The 22,610-nt window shown below is 69.6% G+C and carries 18 protein-coding genes and 2 pseudogenes; 14 read left to right on the top strand and 6 right to left on the bottom strand.

Annotation, left to right across the window (positions count from 1 at the left end; translation table 11 throughout):
- Nucleotides 1-8: 8 nt before the first annotated feature.
- The 7 genes from glnII to ACXKR8_RS05000 all read left to right on the top strand — a co-directional run bounded on the left by glnII (nt 9) and on the right by ACXKR8_RS05000 (nt 6,107).
- Complete coding sequence (gene glnII / locus ACXKR8_RS05030; RefSeq protein ID WP_458271688.1) at nt 9-1,031, top strand: glutamine synthetase GlnII; 1,023 nt, start codon at nt 9-11, stop codon at nt 1,029-1,031.
- 146 nt (nt 1,032-1,177) lie between these two features.
- Nucleotides 1,178-1,588 carry a VOC family protein gene (locus ACXKR8_RS05025; protein WP_458271687.1) on the top strand — a complete coding sequence of 137 codons (411 nt, stop codon included), beginning with the start codon at nt 1,178-1,180 and terminating at the stop codon, nt 1,586-1,588.
- A gap of 35 nt (nt 1,589-1,623) precedes the next feature.
- Nucleotides 1,624-1,854, top strand: a complete 231-nt coding sequence (locus tag ACXKR8_RS05020) for a hypothetical protein (RefSeq protein ID WP_458271686.1) — start codon at nt 1,624-1,626, stop codon at nt 1,852-1,854.
- A 63-nt stretch (nt 1,855-1,917) separates the two neighbouring features.
- A complete protein-coding gene (locus tag ACXKR8_RS05015) occupies nt 1,918-3,306 on the top strand; it encodes a M1 family metallopeptidase (RefSeq protein ID WP_458271685.1) in 1,389 nt (462 codons plus the stop codon).
- The gene (locus tag ACXKR8_RS05010; protein ID WP_458271684.1) at nt 3,303-4,676 is read left to right on the top strand and encodes a M1 family metallopeptidase; all 1,374 of its coding nucleotides are present in this window, start codon (nt 3,303-3,305) and stop codon (nt 4,674-4,676) included. Before ACXKR8_RS05015 ends, ACXKR8_RS05010 begins: the two co-directional genes overlap by 4 nt.
- A 425-nt stretch (nt 4,677-5,101) precedes the next feature.
- Nucleotides 5,102-5,560, top strand: coding sequence for a DUF1877 family protein (locus ACXKR8_RS05005; RefSeq protein WP_458271683.1), 459 nt, complete (start codon nt 5,102-5,104; stop codon nt 5,558-5,560).
- 124 nt (nt 5,561-5,684) lie between these two features.
- Nucleotides 5,685-6,107, top strand: coding sequence for a helix-turn-helix domain-containing protein (locus ACXKR8_RS05000; protein ID WP_458271682.1), 423 nt, complete (start codon nt 5,685-5,687; stop codon nt 6,105-6,107).
- A gap of 200 nt (nt 6,108-6,307) precedes the next feature.
- On the opposite strand, the gene ACXKR8_RS04995 is transcribed toward ACXKR8_RS05000, so the two are convergent.
- Nucleotides 6,308-7,708 (bottom strand): IS1380 family transposase, encoded by a 1,401-nt coding sequence (locus tag ACXKR8_RS04995; protein WP_458271681.1) that lies wholly within the window; start codon nt 7,706-7,708, stop codon nt 6,308-6,310.
- A gap of 456 nt (nt 7,709-8,164) precedes the next feature.
- On the opposite strand from ACXKR8_RS04995, the pseudogene ACXKR8_RS04990 reads away from it, so the two are divergent.
- The 3 genes and pseudogenes from ACXKR8_RS04990 to ACXKR8_RS04980 all read left to right on the top strand — a co-directional run.
- Nucleotides 8,165-9,524 (top strand): annotated as a pseudogene (locus tag ACXKR8_RS04990) (ammonium transporter).
- Complete coding sequence (locus ACXKR8_RS04985) at nt 9,521-9,859, top strand: P-II family nitrogen regulator (RefSeq protein WP_380518281.1); 339 nt, start codon at nt 9,521-9,523, stop codon at nt 9,857-9,859. Before ACXKR8_RS04990 ends, ACXKR8_RS04985 begins: the two are co-directional and overlap by 4 nt.
- Nucleotides 9,860-10,161: 302 nt before the next feature.
- Nucleotides 10,162-10,287 (top strand): annotated as a pseudogene (locus tag ACXKR8_RS04980) (IS701 family transposase); the annotation flags it as partial.
- A 481-nt stretch (nt 10,288-10,768) separates the two neighbouring features.
- Here the strand turns inward: ACXKR8_RS04980 and ACXKR8_RS04975 are convergent.
- On the bottom strand, nt 10,769-12,370 hold the full coding sequence (locus tag ACXKR8_RS04975; RefSeq protein WP_458271679.1) for a recombinase family protein: 1,602 nt from the start codon (nt 12,368-12,370) through the stop codon (nt 10,769-10,771).
- A gap of 124 nt (nt 12,371-12,494) precedes the next feature.
- Here ACXKR8_RS04975 and ACXKR8_RS04970 point away from each other — a divergent pair, with 124 nt between their 5' ends.
- The 4 genes from ACXKR8_RS04970 to ACXKR8_RS04955 all read left to right on the top strand — a co-directional run bounded on the left by ACXKR8_RS04970 (nt 12,495) and on the right by ACXKR8_RS04955 (nt 16,335).
- Nucleotides 12,495-13,112 (top strand): flavin reductase family protein, encoded by a 618-nt coding sequence (locus tag ACXKR8_RS04970; RefSeq protein ID WP_458274902.1) that lies wholly within the window; start codon nt 12,495-12,497, stop codon nt 13,110-13,112.
- 8 nt (nt 13,113-13,120) lie between these two features.
- The gene (locus ACXKR8_RS04965) at nt 13,121-14,017 is read left to right on the top strand and encodes a Gfo/Idh/MocA family protein (RefSeq protein WP_458274901.1); all 897 of its coding nucleotides are present in this window, start codon (nt 13,121-13,123) and stop codon (nt 14,015-14,017) included.
- Nucleotides 14,018-14,075: 58 nt separating this feature from the next.
- Nucleotides 14,076-15,410: a D-alanyl-D-alanine carboxypeptidase/D-alanyl-D-alanine endopeptidase gene (gene dacB, locus ACXKR8_RS04960; RefSeq protein WP_458271678.1), complete on the top strand. Its 1,335-nt coding sequence runs from the start codon at nt 14,076-14,078 to the stop codon at nt 15,408-15,410.
- A gap of 130 nt (nt 15,411-15,540) precedes the next feature.
- Nucleotides 15,541-16,335, top strand: coding sequence for a PIG-L deacetylase family protein (locus ACXKR8_RS04955; protein ID WP_458271677.1), 795 nt, complete (start codon nt 15,541-15,543; stop codon nt 16,333-16,335).
- A 28-nt stretch (nt 16,336-16,363) separates the two neighbouring features.
- On the opposite strand, the gene ACXKR8_RS04950 is transcribed toward ACXKR8_RS04955, so the two are convergent.
- The 4 genes from ACXKR8_RS04950 to ACXKR8_RS04935 all read right to left on the bottom strand — a co-directional run bounded on the left by ACXKR8_RS04950 (nt 16,364) and on the right by ACXKR8_RS04935 (nt 22,568).
- A complete protein-coding gene (locus ACXKR8_RS04950; protein ID WP_458271676.1) occupies nt 16,364-17,938 on the bottom strand; it encodes an MFS transporter in 1,575 nt (524 codons plus the stop codon).
- On the bottom strand, nt 17,938-18,489 hold the full coding sequence (locus ACXKR8_RS04945) for a TetR/AcrR family transcriptional regulator (protein WP_458271675.1): 552 nt from the start codon (nt 18,487-18,489) through the stop codon (nt 17,938-17,940). The genes ACXKR8_RS04950 and ACXKR8_RS04945 overlap by 1 nt, the downstream gene beginning before the upstream one ends.
- Before the next feature lie 177 nt (nt 18,490-18,666).
- Complete coding sequence (locus ACXKR8_RS04940) at nt 18,667-19,299, bottom strand: hypothetical protein (RefSeq protein ID WP_462100333.1); 633 nt, start codon at nt 19,297-19,299, stop codon at nt 18,667-18,669.
- Nucleotides 19,296-22,568, bottom strand: a complete 3,273-nt coding sequence (locus ACXKR8_RS04935) for a DEAD/DEAH box helicase (RefSeq protein WP_458271673.1) — start codon at nt 22,566-22,568, stop codon at nt 19,296-19,298. Before ACXKR8_RS04935 ends, ACXKR8_RS04940 begins: the two co-directional genes overlap by 4 nt.
- Nucleotides 22,569-22,610: the final 42 nt, after the last annotated feature.

Here is a 22,610-nt window from a genome sequence, read left to right as displayed (position 1 = left end):
AGAACACCATGGCGATCAAAGCCGAGTACATCTGGCTGGACGGCACCAGGCCGACCCCGCAGCTCCGCTCCAAGACCCGTATCCTCACCGACCCGGACACCACTCCCACCTGGGGATTCGACGGATCCTCGACCGGCCAGGCAGAGGGGTACGCCTCGGACCGGGTGCTGGAGCCGGTCAAGGTGGTGCCGGACCCGATCCGCGGCGGCGACCACATCCTCGTCCTGTGCGAGGTCAACGAGACCAACGGCCGCGCGCATGACTCAAACACCCGCGCCCTGCTCCGTCCGATCGCTGAACGGTTCGCCCCTCAGGAGCCGATCTTCGGCATCGAGCAGGAGTACACCTTCTTCAAGGGCGCCCGCCCGCTCGGGTTCCCCGAAGGCGGCTTCCCGGCCCCGCAGGGCGGCTACTACTGCGGTGTGGGCGCCCAAGACGTGTTCGGACGCGAGATCGTCGAACTGCACCTGGACCGCTGCCTGGCCGCTGGCCTGGCGATCTGCGGTATCAACGCCGAAGTCATGCCCGGCCAGTGGGAGTTCCAGATCGGACCCGTCGATCCCCTGACCGTCGCCGACGACCTGTGGCTCGCCCGCTACCTCCTGTACCGCACTGCTGAGGAGTTCGGTGTGCACGCCACCCTGGACGCCAAGCCGGCCAGCGGCGACTGGAACGGCGCCGGTGCCCACACCAACTTCTCCACCAGGGCCATGCGTGAGGGCTGGGACGCGATCATCACCGCCTGCGAGTCCCTCGGCACCAGCCAGGACAAGATCCTGGAGCACGTCGAGCAGTACGGCCCCGACATCCAGTCCCGACTGACCGGCCAGCACGAGACCGCCCTCTGGAACGTCTACAGCTACGGCGTTTCCGACCGCGGCGCCTCTGTCCGCATCCCCTGGCAGGTCGAAATCGACAAGAAGGGCTACATCGAGGACCGCCGGCCCAACGCCAACGTCGACCCGTACGTGGTGACCCGCCTCCTCGTCAACACCTGCTGCTCGGCACTCCAGGAAGCCGAACAGGTCTGACCCGCTCGTCGACCCCCCACTGACGACGAGTCACCGCCGTGCCTGTCCGGGCCGGCGTCGCCGGGCGGTCAGTCGTGCCGCATGCGCGGGACTGACCGCCCGGCGCGTGCGGAACGGCACACGCCACGACCGAGAGAGCAAAGAGAATGGCCACCGCAGCACCGCAGAAGATCACCCCGTTCCTGATGCTCCAGGGTCGGGCGGAGGAAGCGATCACGTATTACACCTCCCTGTTCAACGGCGACGAGGTCGGCGACATCACCCGCTACCGCGCCGACGCACGGGGGGAGGAGGGCACCGTACAGCGCGCCACGTTCTCGCTCGCCGGACAGCGGTTCATGTGCATCGACAGCTATGTGAAGCGCGAGGCCGGTTTCAGCTCGGGGATCTCGCTGTTCGTCCAGTGCGAGGCCGAGGCCGAGATCGACCGCCTGTACGCGGCTCTTGCCGAGCAGGGCGATGAGGTGATGCCGCTGGGTTCCTACGGCTTCAGCCGCAAGTTCGGCTGGGTCACCGATCGCTTCGGCGTCTCCTGGCAGCTCGACCTGCCGGCGTAGGAGACCGGGCGATCGTCCGGTGGGCTGTCATCCCTATGGAAAAGAACCGGGACAAAGTTTTGGAAATCATGGATCCGCTTCCTGAAGAGGTGAGCGTCATCGAGGCGAGAACTCTGCTCGGAAGGATGATCAACGCTGCGCAGGCGGACAACCGGGTCACCTACATCACGCGAAAGGGAAAGCGCGCGGCTGCCGTCGTCCCGCTGGAGTTCGCCGGTGGGGCCACTGCGCGCACGGACGATTCGGCGTCGATCGACATTACCTAGAAGAAATCCTTTGCCCACAATTTCACGATATGCGATTTATAGGCTCCTCCCATGTGGAAAACAATGTCAACGATCGCCGCGGCAGCGAGCCTGCTGGCCGGTGGAACAGGGCCAAGTCCCGGGGCTGACGGGGTCGGTGACCCGTACTACCCGCAGGACGGCAACGGCGGCTACCGGGTCTCGCACTACGACGTCCGGCTGAACTACGACCCGGCGAAGCCGGACTTCCTCCGTGGTGACACCAGAATCGACGCCGTCACCACCCAGCACCTCGACAGGTTCGACCTGGACCTGGACGGATTCACCGTCGACTCGGTCACCGTGAACAACAAGCCAGCCGCCGGATTCACCCGCACCGGCGAACACGAACTGGTCATCACCCCGGCCCACCCGATCGATCGCGGCAGGCCGCTGCAGGTTCGGGTCACCTACTCCGGCAAGCCGGGCCTCTACTGGATGACAGCCGACGCCAAAGGCGCGGTCCACGCCTTTGCCGAGCCGCATTCGGCGACGAGCTGGTACCCGGTCGACGACCACCCCTCGAACAAGGCGAGCTTCACACTGACCACCACGGTGCCCACCGGCTGGAGCGTGGTGGGCAACGGCGAGCCCGAGGCGCCGGTCACCCGCAACGGCGCGACCACCTTCGTGTGGAACGAGAAGCACCCGGTCGCCTCGTACCTGACCGGTGTGGTGATCGACAAGTTCACCCTGGTCACCTCACACCTGGCGGACGGCACTCCGGTGTACGACGCCTACCTGCCCGACGGCGGTGACGCGGCCAAGCCGTACGAGGACAAGCTGCCCGAGGTGCTGGACTTCCTGTCCTCGAAATTCGGCAGGTACCCGTTCTCCTCGGCCGGCGGCATCTTCTATCCGGGCGACCCCGATGATCCGAGCAACAACGGCGGCGGGTTCGAACTGCAGGACCGGCCCGTGTACCCGGACGGAATCGCCCCGCAGCGGTTCACCGACATCGTGCACGAGAACGCCCACCAGTGGTTCGGCGACAGCGTGTCGGTCAAGGGCTGGAAGGACATCTGCGTCAAGGAGTGCTTCGCCACCTACGCGGAATGGCTGTGGAACGAAGCCAAGCAGGGAAACGACCTCGATGCCGACTATCTGAAGACCGTCGCGGCGGAGAAGGACGACCCGGCCTTCTGGAAGGACCCCCTGTACGACCCCGGCGCCGACAGCTTCTACGGCGGCGCCTACACGGTTGGCCCGCTGATGCTGCACGCGTTGCGGCGCACGGTCGGTGACGCCGTCTTCTTCAGGACACTGCGGGACTTCCTGCGCGAGCACACGTACGGCAACGCTTCCTGGTCGGACTTCGAGCAGCTGGCGCACAAGGAGTCGGGGCAGGACCTGGCCGGATTCTTCCAGGCCTGGGCACACAGCACGACCGTGCCTGCGGACAAGTACCTCTACGTGGTGAAGGACAGGAAATGAGCGTGGCATGGGCAACCGCCGTCGGCACGTTGGCGGCGGCACTGGGCAGCACCATCGGTGCGCCGGGCATCGGGGACCCGTACTTCCCCCTGGACGGCAACGGCGGATACCGCGTGTCGGACTACAACGTGCACATCACCTATGATCCGGCAAAGCCGGAGTTCCTGGCCGGGGACACCACGGTCACCGCGACCGCCACCCAGACCCTCAGTCGGTTCGACCTCGACCTCGAAGGGTTCGACGTCACGGCCGTGACCGTCGACGGACTGCCCGCACGGAAGATCGCCTGGTCCGACCCGCACGAGCTGGTGATCACCCCGCGTGTGCCGGTGCCCAAGGGCAGCCCGATGAGGGTGCGGGTGGTCTACGCCGGCAAACCGGTCGGCGCCAGCTGGCACCTGCTGCAGAACGGCGGCGTCGACGTGACCGGCGAACCGCACTCGGCCACCGCCTGGTACCCGGTCAACGACCACCCCTCGGACAAGGCGACGTTCCACCTGACGGCCACCGTGCCCGACGGCTGGACGGCCATCGGCGACGGACTGCCGGGGCGCACCACGGAGAACAAGGGCTGGAAGACGTTCCGCTGGAACGAAGAGCACCCGATGACCTCCTATGCGAGCACGGTGGCCATCGACAAGTTCACCGTGCACACCTCGAAGCTGGCTGACGGCACGCCAGTGATCAACGCCTACGGCACCAACACCGACATCGTTCCGGACTCGGAGGCGGTGCTGCCGAAGATCATGAAGGTACTGACCGCGGACTTCGGTCCCTATCCCTTCGAGTCGACCGGTTCGATCGTGGTGAATGCCGCACTGTCAGGCGGCAGCCTCGCCCTGGAGACCCAGACCAAGCCGACCTATGACGAGGCCTTCTACGACGCGTCGGCCTCGCACGAGCTGGCCCACGAGTGGTTCGGCGACAGCGTATCGTTCAGCGACTGGCGGGACGGCTGCATCGCGGAGTGCTTCGCGCAATACGCCACACAGCTCTGGTACGAGGCCGACTTGGGAGCCGACCTCAACCAGGACTACCTGGACCAGATCGCGCAGTACAAGGACACCCCGACGTTCTGGAACGTCAAGCTCTACGACCCCGGAGCCGACCAGCCGCTGGCCGAAGGACTCTACGACAAGGGGCCGTTGATGCTTCAGGCACTGCGGGCCACGGTGGGCGACGACCTGTTCTTCACCACCCTGAGGACCTGGACCGCGACGTACAAGTACGCCAACGCGTCCTGGCCGGACTTCGAACGGCTCGCCCAGCAGGTTTCCGGAAAGGACCTGACCGGGTTCTTCCAGGCCTGGGCGCACAGCACCACAATCCCGCCCGACCAGTACCTCTACCCAGGGGCGCTGAAGCCGTAGCCGATCGGCCTTCCACCCGTTGAGCCCTGGCGCATCCCGGGTGGAGACCTGGCCGGGCCCGGTCAGGACCCATCAGCGACCACGACCGGAGCAGGAGGCTGGCAGCCTCGCCGATTCTCTGATCTTCGGCGAGGCCGTGTCGCAGTATCTCGTAGCCGTTAGCCGGTAGCGTGTGCTTGCCCTCGTGGCGACCGGCCTTCGCCTTTGGCGCTGGTCCCTACATGGCCCTGCCGCCGGGAGTACAGCCTTCGACCCCCGGCACTATTGCCTTTGCGCTTGTTCTGCAGTGCATGGACGAGGCTACCAATTTCGAGGAGACAAAGAATGGCTGTGACGCTTACGGATTCAGCCGACAGGGCACGTGTCCACGCCACTGTCAGGTCCAGGAAATCGGATGGGCGCACATTCCTCGAAGGCGGATCCCAGTGAGCTATCAATTGCATCTTCGGGCTGTCCCGGCGGCGGAAATCAAGCCGACCAACGAGTGGCTCGAGGAATTCATGCTGGCAGCCTGGTCCAACCGTCAGGAGGAATATGCTGCAGGCATCGCCTACTCGATTAAGAAGGACTTCGCAGCCGTCAACCGTCTTTACACCGTAGCTGGCAGCCCGAGCAGTCTGCCCATCTATGGTGGTGATCCTGTCACCTGCCAGATCAACCCGCCGTTCCTGATCATGAAGCCGGAACAGGTGAGGAAGGCCTCGGCCTTCCTTGACAAGGTCCACTTCGAGGCGCTCTGGGGGAACGTGGGCGGGGCGATCTCCGAGTCCTGGGAAGACTCCACCATCGCCAGATCGGCCTTCCTCGCTCACCACGAAGGTCTGACCGCCTTCTACCGGGCCGCGACGCAGGCACAGCAGTCTGTCGTCAAAGCCTTCTGGTGAGGAGCCGGCATTCCGTCACGGTGGTGCCCACCACTGTCCCCGTAGCCGCGCAGGCGGCCCGCTCCGCCTCCGCCTACACCTTCGCCCGCGTCATTGTGGACGGCCTCTAGGAGAAGCAGCAGCCATGACCCCCTCCTCCGAACGCCGTGGCCTTGACCCCGAGTTGGAAAGGCTCTGCGAGCGGCTCCGCAGGACCCGCGACTACCAGGGCATGTCCCAGCAGTATGTCAGCCACGCCATCGGGATCCCGCGTTCGGCGATCAGCAACATCGAGCGCGGACTGCGCCAGGTGGATAGCCTGGAGCTGAAGAAGCTGGCCCGGCTCTACAGCCTTCCCGTCAGCTATTTCCTGTCCGACCAGGACAATACCGACCCCGCCGCCCTGGCTGGCGCCGAGATCCCGCGCGCCCTGACGGACCTGACCGACGGTGACCTGAAGGAAGTGCTGAACTTCGCCGAATTCCTCAAGTTCCGCCGCGCGCACCAGGGCAAACCGGCTGGCGATTACCTGGCCTCAGGCGGGAACCTATCGGCCCTGGCTACCTGAGCCCGAATCCACCGGCTGATCATTTCGGGGTTGCTCTCCTGCCCGTGGACGGTCGGCCGCTGGGGGCAACAGGTTGAGGGTGTGCGGTAGCCGCCGTGCGCGGGTCGCGGCCTGTCCGAGGGGTTGTGCGGGGTCGGGAGCGGTTGGTGGCGCTGTCGCCGGTGGCCGTCGGGCCGTCGCGGTGCGGGATCTTGTGGCGGTCAGGCCGCCGGGCGCGGCGGTGGGGAGTGGACGGCCTCGAACAGGGCGGTGAAGGCGTCGCGCCAGGGCCAGTGCTCGGGCAGATGCACCGTCAATTTGGTGCGCGCGGTGCGCGCGAGCCGGGCCGGGACGTGGACCAGGTGGGCGCGCAGGGTCGCTGTGGTGGCCTTGGCGTGGAAGACCGAGGTCAGCGCACCGGCGGCCCGCAGCAGGTTGTGCGACATCGCCCACAGGGTCAGCCACGCGGCGTTGGCCTGGAAGTTCCCGGACGGCAGGTGGGCCAGAGGCCCGGACTTCCCGTCCGCGATCACCTGCTCCACCACGGCGTGCTGCCGGTGGTGCAGTTCCGCCTGCAGCACCGCGAAGGAGCTGTCGGTGAAGACGGGGTGGTAACGCCAGGCGGTGAACAACTCGCCCTGACCCTGGGCCACTTCGGCGTTCAATCGGCGGACCCGGCGCACGATCAGCCGGGCGGTGACGTGCTCGGACTTCCTTCGGCCGGTGAAGGCGGTGTAGGGGATCTCGGCGACCTCGGCGTCGGAGACCATCTCGCCGGTGTCGGGGTCGACGAAGGCGTCCGGGTAGCGGATCGCCGTCCAGGACTCCTGCGGGATGCGGGAGATCGCGCCCGCGATGGAGGGGTTCATGCCGGTGGTCAGGGAGAATCGGGCGCCGGCCCGGCGGCAGGCGGCGACCACGTCGGCGGTGTAGAACTTGCTGTCCGCGCGGACCAGGCGGATCCCGGTGCCGCCGGTCTCCTTCGCTATGGCCAGGGCCTCGCTCACGAAGCTCTCGGCTCCGCGGACGTCGGCGGCCTTGCCGCGGCGCAGGCGGACCGCGCCGATCACGGGCCGGGCGATCGGGGTGGACAGGGTGGCCAGGATCGGGTGCAGGGTGCGCTGGCCCTTGAGGCGGCCGACCTGCGCGCCCTGCTTGGCGTGGCCGTACACGCGGCGGTGGGTGGGGTCGATGTCGATGAACATCAGTGTGTCGGCGCCGGGCAGCAGTGGGGTGCTGCGGGCCAGTCGGGCCAGGAAGTCGCGGTGAACGCGGTGGAGCTGGCGGTTGTGGCCGTGGGTGAAGGAGCGCAGGAAGGTGCCCAGGGTGGAGGGCGCGCGGACCGAGGTGAAGGCGCGGTCCATCGCGCCGTGCCGCAGCCGCGCCGCGTCGTCGATGCTGTCCGCGCCCGCGCACATCGCGCTGATCAGCGACATCACTTTGGCGGCCGGGTTGGCTCCGCCGCTGTTGTCGGCGCCCTCGATGCGGAGCGCGGACGCGGCCAGTTGCCGCAGGCCGGCCCGCTCGGCCAGCCGGACCAGCGACAGCAGCCCGGCATCGGCGATCAGGTCCGGCTCGTCGAAGACGGCGGAAACCGCTGTGGCGGCATGGCAGGATTGCATCTCGCGGATGTTCTCTCGTTCTGGCGACTTGGTTCTGTAGGAAGTCCCATCGTCCCAGGTCAGAGGGCATCCGCGTCGTTATGTCCAGGCCTCGGACAGGTCATTCATCGGTGGATTCGGGCTGAGGTCCCTGATGCATGCATTTCCGCTATGGAAATAGACCTAATGGGTCTTGGACAGCTATGGGACGGATGGCGTTGACTCTCACATGTTCCTTTGTTCGCGCAGAATCCAAATCCCCCGGCCGACCCACGCTCGGCCTTGTCGGCAGAACCTGACCGACATCACCACCACCATTGGAGAACACCATGGCGATCAAATCCGAATACATCTGGCCGGACAGTACCAGACCGAACCCTCAGTCCCGCTCTAAGCCTCTGATCGCAACCAGCTCTTCCGGGGGCACGGGACGGATACCCGGAGGACGGAGCAGCTCAACACTCGAGGAGACGCCGAATGCCTAGCGGCTTCAGCGGCGGGGACACCGCTTTTGTACTCATAAGCGCGGCACTGGTCATGTTTGATGACGCCGGGCCTTGCGTTCTTCTACGGCGGCATGGTCAGGGTCAAGAGCGCCCTCAACATGCTGATCATGAGCTTCATCGCACTCGGGATCGTCACGGTCCTGTGGGTGCTGTACGGCTACTCGCTGAGCTTCGGAACGGACTCGTTCCACGGTCTCATCGGTAATCTGCACATGTTCGGCATGCGCAACATCGGGATGAATGAGCTGAGCGGGACCATCCCGGTCTTCGCTTTCGCGGCCTTCCAGCTGATGTTCGCGGTCATCACCCCGGCCCTGATCAGCGGCGCGATCGCCGACCGGGCCAAGTTCTCGGCCTGGGCGCTCTTCCTCGCGCTCTGGGTCACCATCGTGTACTTCCCGGTCGCGCACTGGGTGTTCATGTTCGATGACGGCAGTGGCACCCCCAAGGGTGGCTGGCTCGGCGACCGGATGCACGTGCTCGACTTCGCCGGTGGTACCGCGGTCCACCTCAACGCCGGTATGGCGGGCCTGGCCCTGTGCCTGGTCCTCGGCAAGCGGATCGGGTTCAAGAAGGACCCGATGCGTCCGCACAGCCTCCCGCTGGTGATGCTGGGCTCCGGTCTGCTGTGGTTCGGCTGGTTCGGCTTCAACGCCGGCTCCGCCCTGGCGGCGAACGGCCTGGCCGGCATCGCCTTCATGAACACCCAGATCGCCACGGCGGCGGGCATGCTCGGCTGGCTGGCCTACGAGAAGATTAGGCACGGCTCGTTCACCACGCTGGGCGCCGCCTCCGGCGCCGTCACCGGCCTGGTCGCGATCACCCCCGCCTGTGCCTACATCAGCCCGCTCGGCTCGATCGGCCTGGGCCTGGTCTGTGGCGCGCTCTGCGCCTGGGCCGTCAGCCTGAAGTACCGCTTCGGTTTCGACGACTCGCTCGACGTGGTCGGCGTGCACGCGGTCGGCGGTGCCTCCGGCGCCCTGCTGATCGGCCTGCTCTCCACCGGCCACGCCGGCTCCTCCTACGCCGGCCTGTTCTACGGCGGCGGCTTCACCCAGCTCGGCCGTCAGGCCCTGGGCGTCGCGGTGGTCGGTGTCTACTCCTTCGTCCTCGCCTACATCATCGGCAAGGCGATCGACAAGACCATGGGCTTCCGGGTCTCCGAGGACGTCGAGGTCGCCGGGATCGACCAGGCGGAGCACGCCGAGTCGGCCTACGACTTCAGCGCGGTGGGCGCCGCCCTGTCGAAGGCTCTGGTGCCGTCAGGTGCGGTGGCCCAGGATGAGGCGGAGGCCGACGCGGCCGACGCGGGAACGAAGGTCGAGGCATGAAGCTCATCACCGCAGTCATCAAGCCCCACCGCCTGGACGACGTGAAGGAGGCCCTGCAGGCCTTCGGAGTCCACGGACTCACGGTCACCGAGGCCAGCGGCTACGGTCGGCAGCGCGGGCACACCGAGGTCTACCGGGGCGCGGAGTACACCGTCGACCTGGTGCCGAAGGTCCGGGTTGAGATCCTGGTCGAGGACGACGACGCGGAAGGCCTGATCGATGTCCTGGTCAAGGCCGCCCGTACTGGCAAGATCGGTGACGGCAAGGTCTGGAGCGTCCCGGTGGAGACCACCGTCCGGGTGCGCACCGGCGAACGCGGACCCGACGCTCTGTAAAGAAGAAACAATCTCGCAGGGAACGGGGAAGTTGGGATTTGACCCGGCTTCCCCTTCCAGTTGGACGTGGGCGCGGATGTGTCTCTCCTTGGTCATTCCTGCCTTGACCAGGAACTTTGCTGACGCCTCGTTGAGAGGGCGTGGGCGGCCCAGATGCGGTGCAGCCGCAGGCCGTCCGAGTCCGAGCGAGCACAGGGACTGGACGGTTCGACTCCCACGCCGTGACCCCGGTGATCGGCGTGCAGCGCGTGCCGGTGGTGGTGAAATCAGGCGGGTTTCGACTCCAACGGAGGGGCCGGGGTGTGGATTTAGGGGAGATCGATCAACTTCGTGGTGAGTTGGCGGAGTACGTTGCTGAGGTGTTCAGGTCGGTGCGGCGTCGGGATACGCGTGGGTGGGGGGACTGCTACCTGCGCGGATTGATGTTGGCAGCAGGCATCTGCAGCACGACCGACCCCCTGCTCCCCGCCGACGCGGGGGTGATCAGCCAACTCCTGCGCCTATCCAGGCTGAGGCCCGCTGGGCTCCACCACCTATCGACCTATCACTCTGTCCCGGCCGTTCCAAGCTGACCTATTTCCGGAATGTGGTCTCGTCCACAACAGCCGCGGGCCCGTGTTCAGTGAGTCGACCGAACTCATATGACGGTGCGTGTGGCGAGTGCCCAACCGGGAGGTACGCCATGCACGAGCAGTCCGAATCCACGTACACCGACCGGTGCGGACTGAGGACCCATCAGGGGGAGGAGCAGCGTCACGAGGGCGCAACCAGTTGGTTGGATTCCTTCCTCACCGGCGCACCGCAGTTGGATCAGGAGGAGCTACTCCGACTGAGGTCGGTCCTCCAGCACATGGGGCGCTGAGGTGAAGTTGGGTGGGGCCCTCGCAGCGCGGCGAGGGCCCCACCCGGCTACGCGGCCAACTCGGCCATGGTCTTCCAGCGCGGCTTGAGCCGGTCCTTGATGCCCGCGCTTCGGTCGCCGGTCGGGGCGGGCGCCACGATGACTATGCCGTGCAGGTAGCGCTTGAGGATCGCGCGACGCTGTTGCAATGTGCCGTTGTGCCAGCCGTGGAGAATCTCCTCCAGCGAGGCCTGGCTGGGACCTTCGCCCTCCGCACCGGCAATCTCTACCCGCAGCGCACTGATCTTCCGGTTCACCCCGCCCAGCATCTGGAAGTAGTCGTCTTCCGCGAGGCCGACGTCAGCCAGCGCTCCCTCGGTCCAGCGGCGGATGAGTTCATGCTTTCGAGTCGACTCCTCTTCGAGGGTGATGTTGAGGGCCTGAATACGGGCCGGGTCGCGGTAGTCATCGAAGGTCGGCTGCTCGAACAGTTTCGACAGGTACGCGACTATTGCCTCGTCGACTGCCCCCTCTGCAGTCTCGGCCGCGATGGATGTGCCATTGCAGCCGCCTCGCGCTGAGGGTGGACAGTAGTACTCCCGTCGATTCGGATCTGCCTTCCGGCCAGGCCAGCCCCCGACGAGGCCCCGCCCGCACCTGCCGCACTCGAAGATGCCTGACATGAGGTATTTCAGGGCCACAGCTGGACGGCTCTGCTCTGGGCCCAGCCCACGCTTCTGCCGACGGAGCTGGAGTTCGAACTGGACCTGGGACCAGTCCTTGGGCGCGATGATCTGCTCCCAACAGCCCAGGAGCGGGCGGCCGGCATCGTCGAAGAGAACCTTGGACCAGCCGTCCCAGTCCGTCGCCGCATCGACACGGTGCTGGCCCGCGTACGACACCATTCCTGCGTAGCGCGGGTTGCGCAGCATCTTGTTGACCATGGTGGAGGACCACAGCTTCGCGGCAGGTGCCTGCACACCCTTGCGATTGAGATCGGTTGCGATGGCATAGGAGGTCTTCCCGGAGAGGCAGTCCAGGTATATGCGCGTCACCAGCTCGGCCTCGCTGGCAATGCGCTTTCCCTTGTCCAGCCCCTTACGCACCCAACCGTAGGCGATGCGTCCCTGGATCTTGCCGTCCTGGGCGCTGGCGAGGTGCATGCGGGCGGCGCGGCGCGAGGTGCCCTCGGAGGACTTGAGCGCCATCACGCACATGATCCGGGCCATGTGGCGGTCGCTGTCGTTGATCAGGTTCATGTGACCGCCAGTGGCGCCGCGGACGAGGCGGTCCAGATCGTAGAAGATCACTCCGTCGATGATCCCGGCGGCGAGGTCGGCAAGGAGCTGGCGGAACTGCGGGCGCACCACCACCCAATCGATCGTGCCGTCGTCCTTGACCATTTTCTTCTTCTTGAAGGCGGAAGTGTCGTTCTCCTTGTAGACCTTCGTGAACTCTGGCCAGCGCAGCCGCTTGCGTGTGTCGTCGGCATCCACCTGTTGGCGGTCCACGCCCGCTTCCAGGCCGAAGCGGTCGGAGGAGATGCGGAGATAGGCGGCGGGGCGCTTCGGGACGTAGGCAGTGAGGTGGTCGTGGAGGTTGAGGGTGACCTGGCCGCGACGGGCCATGGGAGGAACCTCGAAGTCGTCCCAGGCGGACAGCGTTGACATGAGTGACACCAGCTCCAGCGATTCGAATCTCTCCGACGCCGGTTACCATCCGTCGTACTTCGCGGTTAGTCCGTGCCGCCACCTGCTGCTACGGTGCCGGCCCGCACGCGGGATACTGATCAACATGCGAATCGATTTCGACCCGCGGGTGATGGACTCGTCTGCCTTCTACAGGCTCCTGACGGCAGTGGTAGTGCCCAGGCCGATCGCCTGGGTCTCCACCGTGTCGGCAGGACCCCCATTCCGAGCAAACCTTGCCCCGCACTCGTTCTTCACCGTTGCCTGTGTCGACCCGCCGATCGTGCAGTTCACCTCGGTGGGGCGGAAGGACACGCTGGTGAACGTGGAGGCGACTCGGGAGTTCGTGGTGAACTTCGCGTCCGAGCCGATGTTCGAGCAGATCAATGAGACCGCGACGGACTTTCCGCGCGAGGTCGACGAGTTCGAGGCGGTCGGTGTCGCGCGGGAGGCGGCGTTGCGGGTGAAGCCGCCCAGGGTGGCGGGGGTGCCGGTGGCGTTGGAGTGCCGGCTGCACAGCACGCTGACGCTGGGGAACTCGACGGTGGTGTTCGGCGAGGTGCTGCACGCGGCCGTAAACGAGGAGGTCCTGGTGGACGGGCATCCCGAGGTCGGGCTGCTGCGGCCGCTGTCCCGGCTGGGGAGGAACGAGTGGGGGACCACCGCCACGGACGGGATCCGGGACCTGGCCCGGATCAGCTACCAGGAGTGGGAGCAGCGGTGACGAACCTGCTGAGGGTCGGAGTGATCGGGCTCGGTGACATCGCGCAGAAGGCCTATCTGCCGGTACTGACCGCAGAGCCCGGGCTCGACCTGCATCTGATGACCCGGGACCGTGTCAAGCTGGACCGGATCGGCGACCAGTACCGGCTGGCGAACCGCCATGACTCGCTGGAGTCGCTGCTCGCGGCAGCCCCCGCGGCGGCCTTTGTGCATGCCGCCACCAGCGCGCATGTGCCGATCGTCGAGGCGCTGCTCAACGCCGGCGTGGACGTCTATGTGGACAAGCCGCTTGACTATTCCTACGAGGGCGCGCGCAAGCTGGTCGAGCTCGCCGAGGCGACCGGGCGTTCGCTGATGGTCGGCTTCAACCGCCGCCTCGCCCCCGGCTACGCCCAGGCCGTGGAGCGGCCGCGCGATCTGATCCTGCTGCAGAAGAACCGGGAGAGCCTGCCCGAGGCGCCGCGCAGCTTTGTCTTCGACGACTTCATCCATGTGGTGGACACCCTGCGCTTCCTGGTGCCAGGGGAGATCACCCATCGGCATCTGCGGTCGAGGGTGCGCGACGGTCTGCTGGAGCACCTGGTGCTGGAGCTGTCCGGGGACGGCTTCACCGCTCTCGGGATCATGAACCGGGTCAGCGGCTCGGTGGAGGAGATCCTCGAGGTCTCCGGGCGCAACTCCAAGCGCCAGGTCGTCAACCTCGCCGAGGTGATCGACCAGCGGGGCCAGCCCACGGTACGGCGACGCGGGGACTGGGTGCCGGTGGCCCGGCAGCGCGGGATCGAGCAGGCCTGCCACCAGTTCCTGGACGCGCTGCGCAAGGGCCGCACCGTCTCCGCCAGGGATCCGCTGCTCACCCATGAGCTGTGCGAGTGGATCGTCCGCCGGGTGGAGGAGTCGGGCTGACCCAGGGCGCGTTGCACCGTCATCCGCGGTGACCCACTGTCATCATCCTTGGGTGATCATGACGGCACGCGTCGCCCTCCTCGCCACGCTCCTCACCCTGGTCCCGGCTGCCGTCTCGGCGACGGGCGGGACCAGGGCCAGCGCCGCGGGCGGCCCCACCGCCGCGGACCGTACCGTCGCCGCGCGGCTGCAGGTCCGCTTCGCCGGGGCCGGCCTCGGCGCCGGCGCGGTGGGGCAGGTGGTGGACGTCGCCTCCGGGCGGACGGTGTGGGCGTCCGGCGCGGGGACGGGGCGGATGCCTGCCTCCACCAACAAGCTGGCCGTCGCGGTGGCCGCACTCACCGCCCTCGGCCCGGACCGCACCGAGCAGACCAGCACCCGCTACGCCGCCGCGACCGGCACGCTCTACCTGGTCGGCGGCGGGGACCAGCGGCTGACCTCAGCCGACCTCGGCGCGCTGGCCGCCGCCACCGCCAAGGCGCTGATCCGGCAGCAGCTCCCGGTCACAGCACTTCGCGTGGACGACTCGCTGTTCCCGGCGCCGACCGCCGCCACCGCCTCACCCGGCTGGCTGCCCGGCTACTACCCGAGTGAACTCGCCCCGGTCCGCGCCCTCGCGCTGTGCGGGGCGCGGGTGAACGACACCGCACTGGCGGCAGGGAAGCTGTTCGCCGGACAGCTCGCCCAGCAGCTCACCGCCTCCGGCGTCCGGCTCACCGCCTCCGGCGTCCGGCTCACCGCCTCCGGCGTCCGGCTCACCGCCTCCGGCGTCCGGCTCACCGCCGGGCAGCCGACGCGGGCGGCCGCCCCGGCGACCGCGGTGGAGCTGGCGGCGCACACCTCGAAGCCGCTCTGGGAGGCCGTCGAGTACATGCTGAAGGTGAGCGACAACAACATCGCCGAGGGGCTGCTGCGGCTCACCGCGCTGGCCCGCCACCGCCCGCCGACCTGGCAGGACGGCACCGCCGCCGTCCGGGAGATCCTCACCGGGTACCGGATCCCGCTGCGCGGGGTGGCGATGTTCGACGGCAGCGGCCTGTCCCGCCGGGACCGGATGACGGCGGCGGCGCTCAGCGCCCTGGCCGCCCTGGCCGTGGATCCACGGGCCGGCAAGCAGCTCTGGCCGCTGTTCCCCGGGCTGCCGATCGCCGGCCAGGACGGCACCCTGGCCGCCCGGCTGCACCGCTTCAGCATCGGGCCGAGCCGCTGTGCGGCGGGCCTGGTCCACGCCAAGACCGGCACCCTGCACGACACGGTGGCGCTGGCCGGGGTGGCCCGGGGGCACGACGGGCGCTGGAAGGCGTTCGCCTTCGTCGAGAACGGCCCGGTGCCGCTCAGCCGCGCCCGGGACGGGGTGGACCGGCTCGCCGCCACGGTCACCGGCTGCTGGTGAACGGAAGGTGCACAGAAACCTCGGCGGATCGCGGCACTACGGTGATCCGTACCGTCCGTGTCGGTGCGGTTCGTTAGGCTGAGGGGTCTGCACCGTCGCGTGGTGCGGCAGCGCGACCCAGGGGAGGGTGATGACGGACCGGCCACGGGGCCTGATGGCCATTCATGCCCACCCCGACGACGAGGCCCTGTGGACGGGTGGCGTCCTCGCCCAGCACGCCGCCCAGGGACGCCCCACTGCCGTGCTGACCTGCACCGACGGCGAGCTGCCCGACAACGCCTCGTTCGCCGGGCCGGGCACCCGGGTGAAGGAGCTGGGCCAGGCGCTGAAGGTGCTCGGCGTCGCCGAGTCCGGGGTGCTGCCCTACCGTGACTCGGGGCATCTCGGCCTGGGCCGGGGAACCCTCTGTGAGGCGCCGTTCGACGAGGTGGTCGGCGACCTGGTGGCCCGGATCCGCTCGTTCCGTCCTTCCGCGGTCACCACCTACGACGCCAACGGCATGTTCGGGCACCCGGACCACGTACGGGTGCACCGCGCCGTCCTGGCCGCGGTCGAGGCGGCGGCCAGCCCCTACCAGTGGCCGCAGGCCGGGGCGGCCTGGGCGGTCGAGTCACTCTGGCTGTCCACCGTCCCGGAGTCCCTGATCCGCACCCTGACCGGCCTCGGCCTGGAATCCCCGCTGCCGTGCAGCCCGGACCACAGCATCGCCGCCGCGGTGGACGTCCGGCCCTGGCTGGACGTCAAATGGGAGGCGGTGCGGGCGCACGCCTCCGAGTTCGCGCGGGGCGCGCGGATCGCGGCCTTCGAGGAGCCGCAGCTGCGCACGCTCTGCCTGGGCACCGAGTGGTTCCTGCACCGGTCGGGACCAGGGGCGAGGGTCGGCGGCGCGGCCGTGGGCGCCCGCCTGCTGGCGGACGCCCACTGAGAGCTGCTAAGACGCCCGCTGAGAGCCGTCAAGCGGCGTGGTGCAGTCGATGGCGGTGGTCTGACGCGTCGTCGGCAACTGCGTCGTCGAGCGTCACCGCGACCGCGTCGACGCTCCTGCGGCGCAGCAGAACCCAGACCAGTGCCGCCGCACCGACCAGCAGCAGTCCGGACAGGACCGCCGCCAGGTTCATCCCGTGGACGAACGAGTGCTGCGCGCTGCGCACCAGCGCGTCCCCGGTCGCGGACGGCAGGGTGCCGGCCACCTGCACCGCTCCGCCGAGCGAGTTCTCCGCCTCGGCCGCCGCCGGGCCGGTGACACCGGTCGGCAGCACCATCCCGGACCGGTAGACCGCCGCCAGCACCGAGCCGACCAGGGCGATCCCCAGGGCGGTGCCCAGCTCGTACGCGGTCTCCGAGACGGCGCCGGCCGCCCCGGCCTTCTCGGCCGGGGCCGCGCCCAGCACCATCGTCGTGGACAGGGCGTAGACCACGCCCTCGGCGAGACCGGTGGCCATGAACGCCACCGCGATCAGCGTGTAGGAGGTGTCCGCGTGGACCCAGCCCAGCGCGCCCAGGCCGAGGCCCATCGCCAGCAGCCCGCCGGCCAGGGCGGCGCGGTGGCCGCAGCGCCGGGCCAGGTAGGCGGCGCCCAGACCGCCGATGACCGAGCCGGCGAAGGCCGGCAGGTCGGCCAGACCGGCCTGCAGCGGTGAGTAGCCGCGCACCAGCTGGAAGTACTGGGACAGGAAGAACACCACCCCGGCCAGGCCGATCAGTGCGATCAGCGCGCCCAGCGTCGCCGCGGTGAACCGGCGGTCGCTGAACAGCCGCACGTCCAGCAGCGGCACCGGCAGCCGCAGCTGCCGCCGGACGAACCAGACCAGGCAGACCACGCCGAGCACGGTCGCGGCCAGCACGGCCGGGTTCAGGGCGTTGCCGACCGCGGCCTCCTTGATCCCGTAGACCAGGCCGATGATGCCGACCAGGGACAGGGCGACGCTGGGCACGTCCCAGGCGCCCGCGCCGGGGTCGCGCGACTCCGGCAGCAGCCGCCAGCCGAGGACCAGCATCAGCGCCACGATCGGCAGGTTGATCAGGAAGACCGAGCCCCACCAGAAGTGCTCCAGCAGCAGCCCGCCCAGCAGCGGCCCGACCGCCGCACCCGCGGTCGCGGCGGCGCCCCAGATGCCGATGGCCCTGGCCCGCTCGCGGTCGTCCGGGAACAGGCTGCGGATCAGCGACAGGGTGGACGGCATGATGGTCGCCCCGGCGACGCCCAGCAGCCCGCGGGCGGCGATCAGCCAGCCGGCGCCCGGCGCGTAGGCGGCGAGCAGCGAGGCCGCGCCGAAGGCGGCGGTGCCGATCAGCAGCAGCTTCTTGCGGCCGATCCGGTCGCTGAGCGAGCCCATGCTGACCAGCAGCCCGGCCAGGACGAAGGAGTAGCTGTCACCGATCCACAGCAGCTGGGTGGCGGACGGATCCAGGCTCCGGCTGATGAAGGGGATGGCAAGGAAGAGGACGGTGGCGTCGACGGCCACCAGCAGGACGGCGAGCACCAGCACGGACAGCGCGACCCAACGGGTGCGCGGATTGCTGTTCATCAGGGGTGGTCTTTTCTGAGGGCGCCGCCGAGGAAGAGCTCGGTCAGCGCGAGGGTGCTGTCGCGGGGGGCCAGCCGTCCTTCCTGGACGGCCCAGCCCACGCCCGCGAGCAGGTCGAAGAAGGCCTCGCTGAGCCAGGCGGCCGGGAGCTCGACGCGGAACGCGCCGGACTGCTGGCCGCGCAGGAACAGCGCGGCGACCCGGGCGTCCATCCGCTCCCAGGCCGCGCAGAGCTCGATGTCGTCGAACAGCCGGTTCTCCCCGGTGAGGAAGGCGGCGGTGGCGGCATCGGGGACCACGGCGTCGGCGAGCCGGCGGACCGCCGCTACCGGGTCGCCCTCGTCGATGGCGGCCGAGTCCAGCGCGGCGGACATCCGGCGCAGCGCGAGCGCGGCGACCTCGCGCAGCAGGGAGTCGCGGCCGGGGAACATCCGGTGCAGGGTGGCGCGGCTGATCCCGGCGGCGCGGGCGATCTCGTCCATGGCGGCGGAGGGCGCCCGGGACAGGACGCCGACGGCTGCCATGAGAACTGAGTCGCGATCCGTGGTCATGAGTCAACGATAGCTCATATGAGACATCAATGTCTCATTATTTAGTCGACCAGCGCGTCGTAGGCGGGCTGGAGCAGCGATTCCAGGCTGCGCCCCCCGGATCACCACGCCGGACTCGCTCAGCTGGGCCGGCGCCGCCTCAATACCCCACGGCGCCCGCGCCGGCCTCGCCCGCCGTCAGCGCCCGGTGCTGGTCGCCCTCGGACCAGAAGTCCTCCAACCGCTCGCTGAGCGGACGGGCGTCCTCCTCCGGCAGCGCGTCGCCGGCCCCGGCCGGGTCCCCGGCGGCATGCAGCTCCTCGAGGTGGCGCAGCAGCCGCTCCCGGCTGCGGCCGCGCCAGGCGGCCAGCAGAAAGGGGTCGGCGTCGAAGGCGGCCGCGCGAGCGCGGCCAGGACCGCGGCGAGGTGGTCGCAGCTGGACCACTTCGGGCAGGAGCACTCCAGGGTGAGGTCCTCGGCCCGGACCGGCAGCAGCGACAGGCCCGCCCTGGCCAGCACGCCGTCCACCCGCAGCGGCAGCTCGCCGTCGAGCAGCGCCTCCCGGGCGCCGCGGTGGGCGGCCAGCGCCTGCTCGGCCCTGGTCCACTGCCGGGCGTCGAAGGCCGCCAGCTCCACCCACACGTCGTAGCCGCGTCCGCCGTCGGCGTCCGCGGCCCGGGCGCCGACCGAGCCGGCGGTGACGGTGAGCTGGGACACCGAGGGCAGCGGCGGCTCCAACGACTCCGCCCGGAGCACCCCGAGGGCCGCCAGCCGGTCCAGGAAGCGGGTGGACCACAGCGCCTCGCTCCTCCCTCGCTGCGCCTCGCTCATACCTCGCTCACCGCGTCCCCGGTCAGCGCCAGCACCTCGCGCAGCGAGTCCGTCGACAGATCGCCGAGCCAGCTCTCGCCCGAGTCCACCACCGCGTCCGCCAGCGCCCGCTTGCCCTCGATCATCTGGTCCACCCGCTCCTCCACCGTTCCCACGCAGACGAAGCGGCGGACCTGGACGTCGCGCAGCTGCCCCAGCCGGAAGGCCCGGTCGGTGGCCTGGTCCTCGACCGCCGGATTCCACCAGCGGTCCAGGTGGACCACCTGGTTGGCCGCCGTCAGATTCAGCCCGACCCCGCCGGCCCGCAGCGACAGCAGGAACACCGAGGGCCCGTCCGGCTCCTGGAACCGGTCCACCGCCTGGTCCCGCTGACGGCGGGTCATACCGCCGTGCAGGAACAGCACCTCGCTGTCGAGCCGCTCCGCGAGGTAGGGCTGGAGCAGCGCGCCGAACTCGGTGTACTGGGTGAAGAGCAGGGTGCGGTCGCCGACCGGGACGGTCTCCTCCAGGATCTCCTCCAGCCGGGCCAGCTTCCCGGAGCGCCCGGCCAGCCGCGGCCGGCCCAGCGGGCCGCGCTCGGCGGAGTAGTGCGCCGGGTGGTTGCAGATCTGCTTGAGCCGGGTGAGCGCGGCCAGCACCAGGCCCCGGCGCTGCATGAGGGAGGCCCGGTCCTGCTTGGCCTGGGCGATCCTGGCCAGCAGATCGGTGACCACCGCCTGGTAGAGCGCGGCCTGCTCCGCCGTCAGATTGCAGAGCACGGTCATCTCCTGCTTGCGCGGCAGCTCCGCCGCGACCAGCGGGTCGGTCTTGACCCGGCGCAGCACGAACGGGCGGGTGCGCTGCCGCAGTTCGGCGGTGGCCCGGACGCTGGCATTGCGCTCGATCGGCACCGAGTAGCGCTCCTTGAAGCCCTCCGTCGAACCGAACAGCCCGGGGTTGGCGAAGTCCAGCACCGAGTGCAGCTCGGCCAGCCGGTTCTCCACCGGCGTGCCGGTCAGCGCCAGCCGCTGGGCGGCCGGCAGCGCCCGCACCGCGCGGGACTGCAGCGTCGCGCTGTTCTTGATGTGGTGCGCCTCGTCCGCCACCACCCGGTACCAGGCCACGGTGCGCAGCACCGTGAAGTCGCGCTGCACCAGGCCGTAGGTGGTGATCACCACATCGGCGCCGGCCGCGGCGCGGCGCAGTTCGGCCCCGTCCGAGCGGCCCGCGCCATGGTGCACGTAGACCCGCAGCATCGGCGCGAAGCGCTCGCACTCCCTGGTCCAGTTGCCCACCAGCGACATCGGGCAGACCACCAGGGTAGGGCCGGGGGAGGGCCGTCCGGCCTGCTGCTGTGCGGCGTGTTCGACCGCGAGCAGGGCGAGGGTCTGCACGGTCTTGCCCAGCCCCATGTCGTCGGCGAGCACCCCGCCGAGCCCCAGCCGGCTCAGGAACACCAGCCAGGACAGACCGCGCTGCTGGTACGGACGCAACTCGGCCCGGAACCCCGGCGGGACGGCGACGGGCTCAAGCACCCCCGCACCGTCCGCGCCGTCGACCTCGTCGACGAGAGCGGCGTTGGCGCGGACCCGTCGCAGCAGCTCGCCGAGCCGCCCGTCCGCCTCCGCGACCATGATCGGCAGACCGGTGCCCGGCTCCCGGCCGTCCAGGGCCAGCCGCAACAGCTCCCCGGCCGACATCTGGCCCGCGACCTGCTGGTCCTGCTCGGCCAGGAAAGCGGCGGCGGCCGCGATCCTGGCGGCGTCCGCCTCGAACCACTGGCCCCTGACCCGGACCAGCGCCTGCTTGCTCTCGGCCAGCGCCAGCATCTCGGCGCCGGTCAGCGGCACGCCGCCGAGCGCCGCCTGCCAGCGGAACTCGACCATGTCCTCCCGGCCGACCAGGCTCTGCTGCCCGACCACCCCGGCCTGCCCGGTGTCGGCGGTACGGGCGGTGAGAGCCAGCCCCAGGCCGGGCGGCCGGCTCCACCAACCGGGCAGCAGGACGCCGAAGCCGGCCCCGGCCAGGACCGGGGCGGCGTCCCGCAGAAAGGCCAGGGCTCCGGCCCGGTCCAGATCCAGGCCGTGGGGACGGTTGGTCAGCAGGGCGGGCTCCAACTCGGGGCAGCAGCGGGCTGCCCGTTCCAACTCGGCCAGGAACGCGGCCTCGGGCCGGTCGACCAGCCGCCGCAGCGGGCCTGCGGCAGGCCGGTCGTTCCAGAGGTCGGCGGCCTCGACCAGGACGGAGGGTTCGTCGACCACCTGCAGGCTGAACTCCAGCCGCCAGCGGTCGGCGTCAGGACCTCCAGCCGAGTCGCCGGTGTCGGGGGCGAGGTTCTCGTCGCCGAAGGGCTCGACCAGGCGGAAGCCGAGCCGCAGCGGCCCGCGTACGTCGGTGGCCGAGCGGTGCCAGTCGGCGAGGCGGGCTTGAAGCACCGTCAGCTCGGTCGGGTCGGTGCCGGTGAACCGGTCGTTCTCGCTGGTCAGCGCGGCCAGCCAGCGCTCCGCGGTGGTGGCCGCGGGCCGGATCCGACCACGGGTCTGCGGCAGCAGCGGGGGCCGCTCGGCGAGCACCGCCCGCACCTCGCAGTCCACCAGCGCGGCAAGCAGCTCCCGCACCAGCTCTGCGCCGCTCAAGGCCACAGCCTCAGCCTCAGCCCGGACCTCGGCGCGGCAGATCGGAGGGCAGTCGGCCGCGAGGGCCGCCGCCTCCCGCCGCGCCGCCCGGTCCGGCGCCGGCACCCAACGCGCCCAGGCAGCGCCGTCCTCCCCGCCCGGCGAGGCCACCGCAGGCAGCACTCGCCCCCGGCCGACCAACCGCCAGGCCAGGTCGTGCACCAGGGTCAGCCAGCGCAGCGAGGCTCCGTACGGGACCTCGGTCAAGCCCGCCCCGGGAAGCACCGCCTGCTGCGGGTCGTACAACTCGCCCAGCAGCTGCCCCGCCTGAGCGGCGGTGAACACCAGCACCGGCACCCGCCAGGCCTCCAGCCCGACCGCTGCCCCACGTTCGGCCGGACCGACCAGCTCGGGCGAGGCCACCACCGCGCCCGCCACCCCGACCGCACCCACCCCCACCGCACCCCCCTCCGCGGTGGGCAGCAGCAGCGTGGTCCAGGCTTCCGCCGCCCCGCCCGCGAGCCACTCCAGCCCAGGGCCGACCGCGCTCAGCAGCTCCCGCACCACCGCCGCATCCGCCCCGTACCGACGGCCTCGGCTCTCATGGGCCAAGCCGTCCTCGGCCCAGAGGGCGAGCCGCCGGTCCGCCTGCCACAGGCCGTGCAGAACCCACATGAACGCTGGTCACCCCTACTCCGCTGGACGGCAAAAAGGCTG

It is taken from the genome of Streptacidiphilus sp. PAMC 29251, assembly GCF_054208735.2.
The sequence above is the reverse complement of the archived record's forward strand: the minus strand, read 5'-3'. Positions and strand labels throughout refer to the sequence as shown.